Raw genomic sequence first — 13,041 nt, 5'->3', positions numbered from 1 at the left:
GTCATGACACTCATGGACGCGGTTTTGTTCGCCCCCATCGCGGCGCTGATCTCCCTCGGCCCGGGGCCCAACAACTTCTGCGCCCTCAACAACGGCATCAACTACGGCCTGCGGGCCGCACTGCTGGCCACCTTCGGCCGACTGGCGTCCTACGCCATCTTCCTGTTCATCTCCGCGGTCGGCCTGGGCGCCATGCTGCTGGCCTCGGAGACCGCCTTCACCCTCATCAAGTGGGTCGGCGCGCTCTACCTGGTGTACCTGGGCATCCGCACCTGGCGCAGCACCGAGTTCAGCGGCCTGAAGGTCGACGAGGGCGAGCTGCGCCCCCAGCCCGCCGCCAGGGCGCCCATCGGCAAGCTGATGCTAAACGAGTTCCTGGTCGGCATCAGCAACCCCAAGGCCATCCTGCTGTTCGCCGCGATCTTTCCCCAGTTCATCAAGCCCGGTGAGCCGGCCGCCGAGCAGTTCCTCTACCTCGGCAGCACCTATCTGCTGGCCGAGCTTTGCGTCGCCTCCATGGCCTATGCCCTGTTCGGCTTGCAGATTCGCCGCATGGTGCGCAGCCGCAAGGGCATCAGCCGCCTGAACAAAGGCACCGGTGCCTTCTTCGTCGGCGCCGGCGGCCTGATGCTGGGCGTCAATCACCACTGACGCCCGGCGCGAGCGAGACCTAGAACGCGTCGCCCGGCACCCTCACCCAGCCTTCCATCAGTATCCGCGCACTGCGGCTCATGATGGCCTTGGTCACCGTCCACTGGCCCTCGACCAGCCTCGCTTGGGCACCGACCCGCAAGGTGCCGGACGGATGGCCGAAACGCACCGCCTCGCGCTCGCCGCCACCGGCGGCCAGGTTGACCAGGGTGCCAGGGATCGCCGCCGCCGTGCCGATAGCAACGGCGCAGGTGCCCATCATGGCGTGGTGCAGCTTGCCCATGGACAGGGCGCGCACCAGCAGGTCGACATCGCCCGCCTCGACCGTCTTGCCGCTCGACGCCCGGTAGCTGCGGGGCTGGGTGACGAAGGCGATCTTCGGCGTGTGCTGGCGGGTCACAGCCTCTTCGGCGGTCTTGATCAGCCCCATGCGCAGGGCGCCGGCGACGCGGATCTGCTCGAAGCGCGCCAGCTGCGCCGGATCGCCGTTGATGTCCTCGCGCAGCTCGGTGCCCTGATAGCCGATGTCCTCGGCGTTGACGAACACCGTGGGGATGCCGGCGGTGATCATGGTCGCCTTGAAGGTGCCGATGCCGGGGACCTCCAGATCGTCCACCAGATTGCCGGTGGGGAACATCGAGCCGCCCTCCTCGCCGTCATCGGACGGATCGAGGAACTCCAGCACGATCTCGGCGGCCGGGAAGGTGACGCCGTCCAGCTCGAAGTCGCCGGTTTCCTGGACCTGACCGCCGGTGACCGGCACGTGGGCGATGATGGTCTTCTGGATGTTGGCCTGCCAGATGCGTACCACGCAGGTGCCGTTCTCGGGGATGCGCGCCGGATCGACCAGCCCCGCATGGATGGCGAAGGCGCCGGCAGCGGTGGACAGGTTGCCGCAGTTGCCGCTCCAGTCTACGAAGGCCTTGTCGATGGAGACCTGGCCATAGAGGTAATCGACGTCGTGGTCCGGCTGGCTGCTGCGCGACAGGATCACGCACTTGCTGGTGCTGGAGGTGGCGCCGCCCATGCCGTCGATGTGCGCGGCATAAGGGTCGGGGCTGCCGATCACGCGCATGAACAGCCTGTCGCGCGCCTCGCCCGGCACCCGGCAGCTTTCCGGCAGGTCCTGCAGGCGGAAGAACACGCCCTTGCTGGTGCCGCCACGCATGTAGGTAGCGGGAATCTTGATCTGTTGCGCCATGATTTCGTCCTGGCTGATTAAGGTAGATCCTATGTTAGGCAAGTAATTTGGCGCTGTGAGCCTACTGGGTCCCCGCCTTCGCGGGGACGACGGCATGGAAGGACGGCGGGCCTGCCCCCGTCATTCCCGCGTAGGCGGGAATCCAGGTGTTGCTGGCCCTCAGGGTCTACTCCCTCTCCCATTCATGGGAGAGGGAGCAGTCCGTGCTATCAGGCAACCGCCCCTTCAAGGAAGTCCTTGGCGAAGCGCTGCAACACGCCACCGGCCTTGTACACGCTGACGTCGGCGGCGGTGTCCAGGCGGCAGGTCACAGGGACCCTGACCACCTCGCCGCTACGCCGGTTGACCACCAGGGTCAGGTCGCAGCGCGGCGACACTTCGCCCTCGATGTCATAGGTCTCGGTGCCGTCCAGGCCCAGGGTCAGGCGGGTGGTGCCTGGCTTGAACTCCACCGGCAGCACGCCCATGCCGACCAGGTTGGTGCGGTGGATGCGCTCGAAGCCCTCGGCGACGATCACCTCGACCCCCGCCAGACGCACGCCCTTGGCCGCCCAGTCGCGGGACGAACCCTGGCCGTAGTCGGCGCCGGCGACGATGATCAGGTTCTGTTTGCGGTTCATGTAGGTCTCGATGGCCTCCCACATGCGCATGACCTGGCCTTCCGGCTCGACGCGGGCCAGCGAGCCCTTCTTCACCTGGCCGTCGACCACGGCCATCTCGTTGACCAACTGCGGGTTGGCGAAGGTGGCGCGCTGGGCGGTCAGGTGGTCGCCGCGGTGGGTCGCGTAGGAATTGAAGTCCTCCTCCGGCAGGCCCATCTTGTGCAGGTATTCGCCGGCGGCCGAGTCCATCAGGATCGCGTTGGACGGCGACAGGTGGTCGGTGGTGATGTTGTCCGGCAGGATCGCCAGCGGACGCATGCCCCTGAGCGTACGCTCGCCGGCCAGGGCGCCCTCCCAGTACGGCGGGCGGCGGATGTAAGTGGACATCGGGCGCCAGTCGTACAGCGGGCTTTCCGCTTCCTGCACGCTGCCCAGGTCGAACATCGGGATGTAGACCTGGCGGAACTGCTCCGGCTTGACGCTGGCGGCGACGATGGCGTCGATCTCCTCGTCGGACGGCCACAGGTCCTTGAGGGTTATGGGATTGCCGCTGGCGTCGGTGCCCAGCGGGTCCTGCTCGATATCGAAGCGCACGGTACCGGCGATGGCGTAGGCCACCACCAGCGGCGGCGAAGCCAGGAAGGCCTGCTTGGCGTAGGGATGGATGCGACCGTCGAAGTTGCGGTTGCCGGAGAGCACGGCGGTGGCGTACAGGTCGCGGTCGATGATTTCCTTCTGGATCACCGGATCGAGCGCGCCGGACATGCCGTTACAGGTGGTGCAGGCGTAGGCGACGATGCCGAAGCCGAGCTTTTCCAGCTCCGGCAGCAGGCCGGCCTCTTCCAGATAGAGCCTGGCGACTTTCGAGCCGGGCGCGAAGGAGGTCTTCACCCAGGGCTTGCGCACCAGGCCCAGCGCGTTGGCCTTCTTCGCCACCAGGCCGGCGGCGACCACGTTGCGCGGGTTGGAGGTGTTGGTGCAACTGGTGATGGCGGCGATGATCACCGCGCCGTCCGGCATCAGGCCCTCCGCTTCCTCGACCTTGCCGCTCTGCAGCTTGGCTTCGTCGGCGATGCCGCGCTCGGCCAGCGCCGAGGTCGGCAGGCGGCGGTGCGGGTTGGACGGGCCGGCCATGTTGCGCACCACGCTGCCCAGGTCGAAGGACAGCACGCGCTCGTACTCGGCGGTCTTCAGCGCGTCGCTCCACAGGCCGAGGGCCTTGGCGTAGTTCTCCACCAGCGCCACCTGCTCCGGCTCGCGGCCGGTGAGCTTGAGGTAGTCGATGGTCTGGCCGTCGATGTAGAACATCGAGGCGGTGGCGCCGTATTCCGGGCACATGTTGGAGATGGTCGCGCGGTCGCCGATGGACAGGCTGTCGGCACCCTCGCCGAAGAACTCGACGTAGGCGCCGACCACCCGCTCCTTGCGCAGGAACTCGGTGATCGCCAGGACGATATCGGTGGCAGTGATGCCGGGCTTGCGCTGGCCGGTCAGTTCCACGCCGACGATATCGGGCAGGCGCATCATCGACGGATGGCCGAGCATCACGGTTTCCGCTTCCAGGCCGCCGACGCCGATGGCGATCACGCCCAGGGCATCGACGTGCGGGGTGTGCGAGTCGGTGCCGACGCAGGTATCGGGGAAAGCCACGCCGCCGCGCGCCTGGATCACCGGGCTCATCTTCTCCAGGTTGATCTGGTGCATGATGCCGTTGCCGGCCGGGATCACGTCGACGTTCTTGAACGCGGTCTTGGTCCACTCGATGAAGTGGAAGCGGTCCTCGTTGCGGCGGTCCTCGATGGCACGGTTCTTCTCGAAGGCGTCCGGGTCGAAGCCCGGTGCTTCCACGGCCAGCGAGTGGTCGACGATCAGCTGGGTCGGCACCACCGGGTTGACCTTGGACGGGTCGCCGCCCTGCTCGGCGATGGCGTCGCGCAGGCCGGCCAGGTCGACCAGCGCGGTCTGGCCGAGGATGTCGTGGCAGACCACCCGCGCCGGGTACCAGGGGAAGTCCAGGTCGCGCTTGCGGTAGATCAGCTGCTCCAGCGAGGCGGTCAGGTGCTGCGGGTCGCAGCGGCGCACCAGTTGTTCGGCCAGCACGCGGGAGGTGTACGGCAGGCCGGCCCAGGCGCCGGGCTTGATGGCGTCCACCGCCGCGGGGGCGTTGTAGTAGTCCAGGTCTGTGCCTGGCAGGCGTTCACGGTATTGGCTGTTCATGGTCGAACCTGTATGGGCTTGGCGGGCGGCCCCGGCGACCCTCCCCCGTCCGGGAGAAGGCGCGCTGCACGGTCAGCGAGGGGCGCGCCGCTGGATTACGGACGGTCCTTGAGGGGCACGAACTTCAGGTCTTCCGGACCGACGTAGTTGGCGCTCGGCCGGATGATCTTGCCGTCGATGCGCTGCTCGATGACGTGGCTGGACCAGCCCGAGGTGCGGGCGATCACGAACAGCGGGGTGAACATGGCGGTGGGCACGCCCATCATGTGGTAGCTGACGGCGCTGAACCAGTCGAGGTTGGGGAACATCTTCTTGATGTCCCACATGATGGTCTCCAGGCGCTCGGCGATGTCGTACATCTTGTTATTGGACTGCTCGGCAGAGAGCTGGCGCGCCACTTCCTTGATCACCTTGTTGCGCGGGTCGGCCACGGTGTAGACCGGGTGGCCGAAGCCGATCACCACTTCCTTGCGCTCGACGCGGGCGCGGATGTCGGCCTCGGCCTCGTCCGGGTTGTCGTAGCGCTTCTGGATCTCGAAGGCCACCTCATTGGCGCCGCCGTGCTTGGGTCCGCGCAGCGCGCCGATGCCGCCGGCGATGCAGCTGAACATGTCGGAGCCGGTGCCGGCGACAACCCGGGAGGTGAAGGTGGAGGCGTTGAATTCGTGCTCGGCGTACAGGATCAGCGACGTGTGCATGGCACGTACCCAGGACTCGCGCGGCTTCTCGCCGTGCAGCAGGTGCAGGAAGTGACCGCCGATGGAGTCGTCGTCGGTCTCTACCTCGATGCGCCGGCCGTTGTGACTGAAGTGATACCAGTACAGCAGCATGGAGCCCAGCGAGGCCATCAGCTTGTCGGCGATGTCGCGGGCGCCCGGGTGGTTGTGGTCTTCCTTCTCCGGCTGCAGGCAGCCGAGCACGGACACGCCGGTGCGCATCACGTCCATCGGGTGGGCGGACGGCGGCAGCTGCTCCAGCGCGGCCTTGAGGCCCGCCGGCAGGCCACGCAGGGCCTTGAGCTTAGCCTTGTAGGCGGCCAGTTCGGCGACGTTCGGCAGCTTGCCGTGTACCAACAGGTGGGCGATTTCCTCGAACTCGCAGGTGGTGGCGACATCGAGAATGTCGTAGCCGCGGTAGTGCAGATCGTTGCCGGTACGGCCGACGGTGCACAGGGCGGTGTTGCCGGCGGCGGTGCCGCTCAGGGCCACGGACTTCTTCGGCTTGAAGCCAGGGGTGGTCGCTTCTTGGGCGCTCATCGCGGGTCTCTCCTCATCATTCGTTCTTGTGCGTGCGCAGGCGGGCCTGCGTGCCGATCACTTCTTGCCGGCGGCGAACAGCGCGTCCAGCTTCTGCTCGAAGGCGTGGTAGCCGATGCGGTCGTACAGCTCAACGCGAGTCTGCATCTGCTCGATGACGTCTTTCTGATGGCCGTTCTGGCGGATCGAGGTGTAGACACTTTCCGCTGCCTTGTTGGCCGCACGGAACGCCGACAGCGGATACAGCTGGATGGCCACACCGACCGAGGCCAGCTCGTCGCGGGTGAACAGCGGCGTGGCGCCGAACTCGGTGATGTTGGCCAGCACCGGCACGTTCAGCTCGCGCACGAAGCGCTCGTAGGTCGGCAGGTCGTAGGCGGCCTCGGCGAAGATGCCGTCGGCGCCCGCCTCCACGTAGCGCCGGCAGCGCTCGATGGCGGCGTCCACGCCCTCGGCCTGGATCGCGTCGGTGCGGGCGATCAGGAAGAAGTCCGGGTCGGTCTTGGCGTCGGCGGCGGCCTTCACCCGGTCGACCATCTCCTCGCAGGAGACGATTTCCTTGCCCGGGCGGTGGCCACAGCGCTTGGCGCCAACCTGGTCCTCGATGTGGGCGGCGGCGGCGCCGGCCTTGATCAGGTTCTTGATGGTGCGCTCGATGTTGAAGGCGCTGGGGCCGAAACCGGTGTCGATGTCCACCAGCAGCGGCAGGTCGCAGACGTCGGTGATACGGCGCACGTCGGTGAGCACGTCGTCCAGGGTATTGATGCCCAGGTCCGGCAGGCCGAGGGAACCGGCCGCCACGCCGCCGCCGGACAGGTAGATGGCGCGGAAGCCGGCACGCTTGGCCAGCAGTGCGTGGTTGGCGTTGATCGCGCCGATGACCTGCAGCGGTTTCTCTTCGGCAAGGGCCTGACGGAAACGCTGGCCGGCGGTGTTCTGACTCATGACTCACCTCGTGTTTTGGACGGGTTGGCGAGCGCTTCCTGGTAGTGGCGCTCGATGTTGCGCTTGGAGGCGCCGATGTGACGGCGCATCAGCAGCTCGGCCAGTTCGCCGTCACGGTCGGCGATGGCATCGAGAATGCGGTGGTGTTCGGCGAAGGCCTGGTGCGGCCGGTTGGGCATGCTGGAGAACTGCAGCCGGTACATGCGCACCAACTGGTACAGCTCGCCGCAGAGCATCTGCGCCAGGGTCTTGTTGCGGCTGCCCTGGATGATCCGGTAGTGGAAGTCGAAATCGCCTTCCTGCTGGTAGTAGCCCACGCCGGCCTTGAACGCGGCGTCCTGCTCATGCAGCTCGAGCACCCGGCGCAGTTCGTCGATCTCGTCCTGCCCCATGCGCTCGGCCGCCAGGCGGCAGGCCATGCCCTCCAGGGACTCGCGGATCTCGTACAGCTCGATCAGTTCGGCATGGCTGAGCGAGACCACCCGTGCGCCCACGTGGGGAACTCGCACCAGCAGCTTCTGTCCCTCGAGACGGTGTATCGCTTCGCGCAACGGCCCGCGACTGATGCCATAGGTGCGCGCCAGCTCGGGCTCGGAGATCTTGCTGCCCGGGGGGATTTCGCCCTGCACGATGGCCGCCTGGATGCGGCGGAAGACGTGTTCGGCCAGGGTTTCCGAGTCGCCCTGGTCGGCAGCGGTCGAGTCGATAAATTCGAGCATCATTGTCAACAACATTGACTTCAATGAGCCCAAAATAAGCCCTTAAAAGCCTTTATGTCAATGAACAAAACCAGGATTGTCGACAATCCAAAGAGAGAGCAAAACGGTGCCCAACCGACCATTTCACCTGCAGAAACGCTCATAAGCGGCTGTCGCCGCAGAAAAACCCCATGTTAGAATGCCGCCCGCATCCACCGGCCCAGGCCACCCGTGCGCCTGCTAGACTTCATCGGCCGGCCCCATGCCCCGCCGCCCCGACGACGCGACCCATCAAAGGATTTATGCGACTCACGTCCCTCGCCACCCTCCTCGGCATCCTGATGCTTCCCGGCCTGAGTCCCGCCGCCGAAAAGACCGTCTATGGTCTGAACGAATACGTCAGCCTTACCGAACTGGACCTGCAGGTCGCCGCCAAGCTCGACACCGGCGCCAAGACCGCGTCCCTCAGCGCCCGCGACATCAAGCGCTTCAAGCGCGACGGCGAGACCTGGGTACGCTTCTACCTGGCCATCGACGACGCCCACGAGCATCCGATCGAGCGCCCGCTGGCGCGCATCAGCAAGATCAAGCGCCGCGCCGGCGACTTCGATCCCGACGAAGACAAGACCTACACCGCACGCCCGGTGATCGAACTGCAGCTGTGCATGGGCAAGGCCCGACGCACCATCGAAGTGAACCTGACCGACCGCAGCGCCTTCCAATACCCGCTGCTGATCGGCTCCGAAGCGCTCAAGCGCCTGGATGCCCTGGTCGATCCCAGTCTTAAATATGCTGCTGGCAAACCTGGCTGCACCTCCGCAAACTCTGCCGAGTAACTCACATGCGCTCTCTTACCCTGCATCTGAAAGTCCTGATCACCCTCCTGGTGACGGTGGGCGTTCTGGTCACGGCCTACCAGATCTTCATCCTCGGCATCCCGGTGACCGAAGACGAGACCGACGATCTGTGGAACATCGACGCCAAGGTCGAATTCCAGGCCAGCCCGCGCGAACCGGTGAAGGTGCAGATGTTCGTGCCGCCGTTGAACCAGGACTACGTCAGCCTCAACGAGAGCTTCATCTCCAACAACTACGGGGTGAGCGTCAACCGCGTCGACGGCAACCGCAAGCTGACCTGGTCGGCCCGCCGCGCCAACGGCAACCAGACCCTCTACTACCGCCTGGTGCTGACCAAGCGCTACAGCGGCGAGCCGGCCAAGGCCAAGGGCCCGATCTTCCGTGACAGCATCGCCGTGGAAGGCGCCGAGAAGATCGCCGCCGAAGCGCTGCTCGCCCCCATCCGCCAGCACTCGGCGGACGTGCAGACCTTCATCAGCGAGACCATCAAGCGTGTCAACAATGCCGGCGACGACAACGTCAAGCTGCTGCTCGGCGGCGACTCGTCCACCGCCAACAAGGCCAAGGTGATCGACCTGCTGCTGTCCATCGCCCACGTGCCGATGGAGCGCGTGCACACCATCCGCCTGGTCGCCGACGCCCAGCAGACCCCGGAACTGTGGCTGCGCAGCTTCAACGGCGACAACTGGCTGTACTTCAACCCGGAAACCGGCGAACAGGGCCTGCCGGTCGATCGCGTGGTCTGGTGGACCGGCGACGAGCCGCTGGTGACCATCGAGGGCGGCAAGAAGCCGCAGGTCAGCTTCACCCTGAACAACAGCGAGATGAACGCCATCCGCCTGGCCAAGCTGACCGACGAGAACACCGACGTCGACTTCCTCGAATACTCGCTGTACGGCCTGCCGCTGCAGACCCAGCAGACCTACCAGATCATGATCATGATCCCGATCGGCGTGCTGGTGATCCTGATCCTGCGCAACCTCGGCGGCCTGCAGACCCTCGGCACCTTCACCCCGGTGCTGATCGCCCTCGCCTTCCGCGAGACCCAGCTGGGCTTCGGCATCGCGCTGTTCACCATCATCACCGCGCTCGGTCTGTCGCTGCGCTCGTACCTCGAACACCTCAAGCTGCAGATGCTGCCGCGCCTGTCGGTGGTGCTGACCTTCGTGGTAGTGCTGATCGCGGTGATCAGCCTGTTCAGCCACAAGCTCGGCCTGGAGCGCGGCCTGTCGGTGGCCCTGTTCCCGATGGTGATCCTGACCATGACCATCGAGCGCCTGTCCATCACCTGGGAAGAGCGCGGCGGCGCCCACGCCTTCAAGGTCGCCGTCGGCACCCTGATCGCCGCATCGCTGGCCCACATGCTGATGAGCATCGAGCAGCTGACCTACTTCGTCTTCACCTTCCCGGCCGTGCTGCTGATCCTGGTGGGCTTCATGCTGGCGATGGGTCGCTACCGCGGCTACCGCCTGACCGAGCTGTTCCGCTTCAAAGCCTTCCTGAAGGATTGAACCCATGATCGGCCTGTGGAAGACGTGGAAGGCCCTTGAAGCCAAAGGCATCATGGGCATCAACCGACGCAACGCGGACTACGTGCTGAAGTACAACAAGCGGCACCTGTACCCGATCGTCGACGACAAGATCATCACCAAGGAGCGGGCCATCGAGGCCGGCATCCATGTGCCGGAGCTGTACGGCATCATCTCCACGGAGAAGGAGATCGAGCGCTTCGACGAGATCATCGGCGGGCGCAGCGACTTCGTCATCAAGCCTGCCCAGGGCGCCGGCGGCGACGGCATCCTGGTGATCGCCGACAAGTTCGAGGGCCGCTTCAAGACCGTCTCCGGCAAGATCGTCAGCCACGACGAGATCGAGCAGCAGCTCTCCAGCATTCTGTCCGGCCTGTATTCGCTGGGCGGCCACCGCGACCGCGCGCTGATCGAATACCGCGTCACCCCGGACCCGATCTTCAAGAGCATCAGCTACGAGGGCGTGCCGGACATCCGCATCATCGTGCTGATGGGCTACCCGGTGATGGCCATGCTGCGCCTGCCGACCCGCCAGTCCAACGGCAAGGCCAACCTGCACCAGGGCGCCATCGGCGTCGGCGTGGATCTGGCCACTGGCGTGACCCTGCGCGGCACCTGGCTGAACAACAAGATCACCAAGCACCCGGACACCACCAACGCGGTGGACGGCGTGCAGCTGCCGAACTGGGACGGCTTCATGAAGCTGGCGGCCGGCTGCTACGAGCTGTGCGGCCTCGGCTATATCGGCGTGGACATGGTGCTGGACGTGGACAAGGGTCCGCTGATCCTCGAACTCAACGCCCGCCCCGGCCTGAACATCCAGATCGCCAACGACTGCGGCCTGACCCATCGCGCCCACGCGGTGGAAGCCCGCATCGCGGAACTGGCGAAGGACGACATCAAGGAAAGCCCGGAAGAGCGCGTGCGCTTCTCCCAGCAGCTGTTCGGCCACATCAAGCCGAAGGAAGTCTGAGGGGCACACGCAGCCCCCACTCAAACCCCGTCATTCCCGCGCAGGCGGGAATCCATGCGCTGCGTTTCTGGGTCCCCGCCTTCGCGGGGATGACGGGACGGTGCGCCACAAGCGCGGTCACCATTCGGTCATCGCCCCGTCACCTGCGCGACACGGCATCGGTCCAGACTGATGCCATGAATGTCACAAGCCTGCATATCGCCCTGGTCAGCGAGACCTATCCGCCCGAAGTCAACGGCGTGGCCAACACCCTCGGCCGGCTCTGCCAGGGCCTGCGCGAGCGCGGCCATCGACTGCAGCTGGTGCGCCCGCGCCAGGTCGACGAAGCCGGCGCCAGCGACGAGGAACTGCTGCTGACACGCGGCTGGCCGCTGCCTGGCTACGCCGGCCTGCAATGGGGGCAGTCGTCGCTGCACAAGCTGCTCCGGCGCTGGCAGCGCAACCGGCCGGACGTGCTCTACATCGCCACCGAAGGGCCACTCGGCCTCTCGGCCCTACGCGCCGCGCGGCGTCTCGGCATCCCGGTGGTCAGCGGCTTCCACACCAACTTCCAGCAATACAGCGGCCACTACGGCTTCGGCCTGCTCAGCCGCCTGCTGACCGGCTACCTGCGCTGGTTCCACAACCGCTCGCGGCTGACCCTGGTGCCCAGCCCCAGCCAGCGACTGGAACTGCAGCGGCGCGGTTTCGAGCGGCTGGAACTGCTGGCCCGCGGCGTGGACGGCCAGCTGTTCCACCCCGCACGGCGCTCCCAGGAGCTGCGTGCCGCCTGGGGACTGGAGGAAGACGAGATCGCCGTGCTGCACGTCGGCCGCCTGGCCGCAGAAAAGAACCTGCAACTGCTGGTGCGCACCTATCGGGCGCTGCAACAGTCCCGGCTGCGCCTGCGGCTGGTGATGGTCGGGGATGGCCCGCTGCGGGCACAGCTGCAGGAAGAGCTGCCGGACGCCGTGTTCTGCGGAGTGAGGCGCGGCGAGGACCTGGCCGCTCACTACGCCAGCGGCGACCTGTTCCTCTTCCCCAGCCTGTCGGAAACCTTCGGCAACGTCCTGCTGGAGGCCCTGGCCTCGGGGCTCGGCGTAGTCGCCTTCGACCAGGCGGCGGCCGCCCTGCATATCCGCCACGGCCACAACGGCGCGCTGGCGACGCCCGGCGACGAGCAGACCTTCATCGACGCGGCGCACTGGCTGCTGCACGATGCCGAAAGCCTGCGGCGGGTGCGCCTGAATGCCCGCCAGCATGCCGGCAAGCAGGGCTGGCCGCAGATCGTCGCCCAGTTCGAGGCGCACCTGCACCAGGCCAGCCGGCCTGGCACAGATCAAGCCTGAATAGCGATCAGTCCAGCTGCTCCATGAGCTCGTCGGGGATTTCCGCGTTGTGGTAGACGTTCTGCACGTCGTCCAGGTCCTCGAGCATGTCGATCAGCTTGAGCACCTGCTTCGCGGTTTCCAGGTCGGCAATCGGCGCGCTGACCGACGGGATCATGGCGATCTCGGCCTCCTCGCTCTTGAAACCGGCACCCTGCAGGGCCTCGTTCACCGCGTGGAAGTCGGAGAAACCGGTGGACACCAGGGCCGAGCCATCCTCGCCCATCTCCACGTCATCGGCGCCGGCCTCCAGAGCCGCCTCCATCAGCGCGTCCTCGTCCACGCCCGGGGCATAGCTGACCTGCCCCTTGCGCTCGAACATGTAGGCCACCGAACCGTCGGTGCCGAGGTTGCCACCACACTTGCTGAAGGCGTGGCGTACCGCCGCGGCGGTGCGGTTGCGGTTGTCGGTCATGGCCTCGACGATGATCGCCACGCCGCTCGGCCCGTAGCCTTCGTAGCTCAGCTCGATCATGTTGTCGGCTTCGTTGTTGCCGGCGCCACGGGCGATGGCGCGGTCGATCACGTCACGCGACATGTTGGCGGTCAGCGCCTTATCCACCGCCAGGCGCAGGCGCGGATTGTCCGCCGGCACCCCGCCGCCGTGCTTGGCAGCCACGGTCAGCTCACGGATCAGCTTGGTGAAGATCTTGCCGCGCTTGGCGTCCTGACGCCCCTTGCGGTGCTTGATGTTGGCCCATTTGGAATGACCAGCCATAACTCACTCCGTCTCTTCGATCGATTT

At 66.2% G+C, this 13,041-nt stretch carries 11 protein-coding genes; 5 read left to right on the top strand and 6 right to left on the bottom strand.

Features of this window, described 5'->3' with window-relative positions; translation table 11 throughout:
* Positions 1–3 precede the first annotated feature (3 nt).
* Positions 4–651 (top strand): LysE family transporter, encoded by a 648-nt coding sequence (locus N5D30_RS10600; RefSeq protein WP_279908952.1) that lies wholly within the window; start codon positions 4–6, stop codon positions 649–651.
* 19 nt (positions 652–670) lie between these two features.
* Here the strand turns inward: N5D30_RS10600 and prpF are convergent, their stop codons facing one another.
* The 5 genes from prpF to N5D30_RS10575 form a co-directional block, all read right to left on the bottom strand.
* A complete protein-coding gene (gene prpF, locus N5D30_RS10595; protein WP_279908949.1) occupies positions 671–1,852 on the bottom strand; it encodes a 2-methylaconitate cis-trans isomerase PrpF in 1,182 nt (393 codons plus the stop codon).
* Positions 1,853–2,061: 209 nt separating this feature from the next.
* Positions 2,062–4,671 (bottom strand): Fe/S-dependent 2-methylisocitrate dehydratase AcnD, encoded by a 2,610-nt coding sequence (gene acnD / locus N5D30_RS10590; RefSeq protein ID WP_279908947.1) that lies wholly within the window; start codon positions 4,669–4,671, stop codon positions 2,062–2,064.
* Positions 4,672–4,766: 95 nt separating this feature from the next.
* On the bottom strand, positions 4,767–5,927 hold the full coding sequence (prpC, locus tag N5D30_RS10585) for a 2-methylcitrate synthase (RefSeq protein WP_279908945.1): 1,161 nt from the start codon (positions 5,925–5,927) through the stop codon (positions 4,767–4,769).
* A gap of 57 nt (positions 5,928–5,984) precedes the next feature.
* The gene (gene prpB, locus N5D30_RS10580; protein WP_279908944.1) at positions 5,985–6,872 is read right to left on the bottom strand and encodes a methylisocitrate lyase; all 888 of its coding nucleotides are present in this window, start codon (positions 6,870–6,872) and stop codon (positions 5,985–5,987) included.
* Entirely contained in the window at positions 6,869–7,591 is a 723-nt protein-coding gene (locus N5D30_RS10575; protein ID WP_279904924.1) for a GntR family transcriptional regulator, read from the bottom strand. Before N5D30_RS10575 ends, prpB begins: the two co-directional genes overlap by 4 nt.
* Positions 7,592–7,872: 281 nt before the next feature.
* Here N5D30_RS10575 and N5D30_RS10570 point away from each other — a divergent pair, with 281 nt between their 5' ends.
* The 4 genes from N5D30_RS10570 (at position 7,873) to N5D30_RS10555 (ending at position 12,257) form a co-directional block, all read left to right on the top strand.
* On the top strand, positions 7,873–8,406 hold the full coding sequence (locus N5D30_RS10570; RefSeq protein ID WP_279908941.1) for an ATP-dependent zinc protease: 534 nt from the start codon (positions 7,873–7,875) through the stop codon (positions 8,404–8,406).
* Between the two features lie 5 nt (positions 8,407–8,411).
* On the top strand, positions 8,412–9,938 hold the full coding sequence (locus N5D30_RS10565) for an inactive transglutaminase family protein (RefSeq protein ID WP_220815269.1): 1,527 nt from the start codon (positions 8,412–8,414) through the stop codon (positions 9,936–9,938).
* A 7-nt stretch (positions 9,939–9,945) separates the two neighbouring features.
* Positions 9,946–10,929 (top strand): alpha-L-glutamate ligase-like protein, encoded by a 984-nt coding sequence (locus N5D30_RS10560; protein ID WP_220815289.1) that lies wholly within the window; start codon positions 9,946–9,948, stop codon positions 10,927–10,929.
* A 176-nt stretch (positions 10,930–11,105) separates the two neighbouring features.
* The gene (locus N5D30_RS10555; protein WP_279908937.1) at positions 11,106–12,257 is read left to right on the top strand and encodes a glycosyltransferase family 1 protein; all 1,152 of its coding nucleotides are present in this window, start codon (positions 11,106–11,108) and stop codon (positions 12,255–12,257) included.
* A gap of 7 nt (positions 12,258–12,264) precedes the next feature.
* Here N5D30_RS10555 and N5D30_RS10550 read toward each other — a convergent pair whose 3' ends face one another.
* A complete protein-coding gene (locus N5D30_RS10550; RefSeq protein ID WP_279908934.1) occupies positions 12,265–13,014 on the bottom strand; it encodes a YebC/PmpR family DNA-binding transcriptional regulator in 750 nt (249 codons plus the stop codon).
* Positions 13,015–13,041 lie beyond the last annotated feature (27 nt).

Origin of the sequence: Pseudomonas sp. GD03875, from assembly GCF_029840585.1 — a bacterium.
Lineage (GTDB): Bacteria > Pseudomonadota > Gammaproteobacteria > Pseudomonadales > Pseudomonadaceae > Aquipseudomonas > Aquipseudomonas paralcaligenes.
The sequence above is the reverse complement of the archived record's forward strand: the minus strand, read 5'-3'. Positions and strand labels throughout refer to the sequence as shown.

Excerpts from the sequence above, each read along its gene's own strand:
- N5D30_RS10555 (WP_279908937.1), top strand. The coding sequence starts at position 11,106 with ATGAATGTCACAAGCCTGCATATCGCCCTGGTCAGCGAGACCTATCCG.
- prpB (WP_279908944.1), bottom strand. The coding sequence starts at position 6,872 with ATGAGTCAGAACACCGCCGGCCAGCGTTTCCGTCAGGCCCTTGCCGAA.
- N5D30_RS10600 (WP_279908952.1), top strand. The coding sequence starts at position 4 with ATGACACTCATGGACGCGGTTTTGTTCGCCCCCATCGCGGCGCTGATC.
- prpC (WP_279908945.1), bottom strand. The coding sequence starts at position 5,927 with ATGAGCGCCCAAGAAGCGACCACCCCTGGCTTCAAGCCGAAGAAGTCC.
- N5D30_RS10550 (WP_279908934.1), bottom strand. The coding sequence starts at position 13,014 with ATGGCTGGTCATTCCAAATGGGCCAACATCAAGCACCGCAAGGGGCGT.
- prpF (WP_279908949.1), bottom strand. The coding sequence starts at position 1,852 with ATGGCGCAACAGATCAAGATTCCCGCTACCTACATGCGTGGCGGCACC.
- N5D30_RS10575 (WP_279904924.1), bottom strand. The coding sequence starts at position 7,591 with ATGCTCGAATTTATCGACTCGACCGCTGCCGACCAGGGCGACTCGGAA.
- acnD (WP_279908947.1), bottom strand. The coding sequence starts at position 4,671 with ATGAACAGCCAATACCGTGAACGCCTGCCAGGCACAGACCTGGACTAC.
- N5D30_RS10565 (WP_220815269.1), top strand. The coding sequence starts at position 8,412 with ATGCGCTCTCTTACCCTGCATCTGAAAGTCCTGATCACCCTCCTGGTG.
- N5D30_RS10570 (WP_279908941.1), top strand. The coding sequence starts at position 7,873 with ATGCGACTCACGTCCCTCGCCACCCTCCTCGGCATCCTGATGCTTCCC.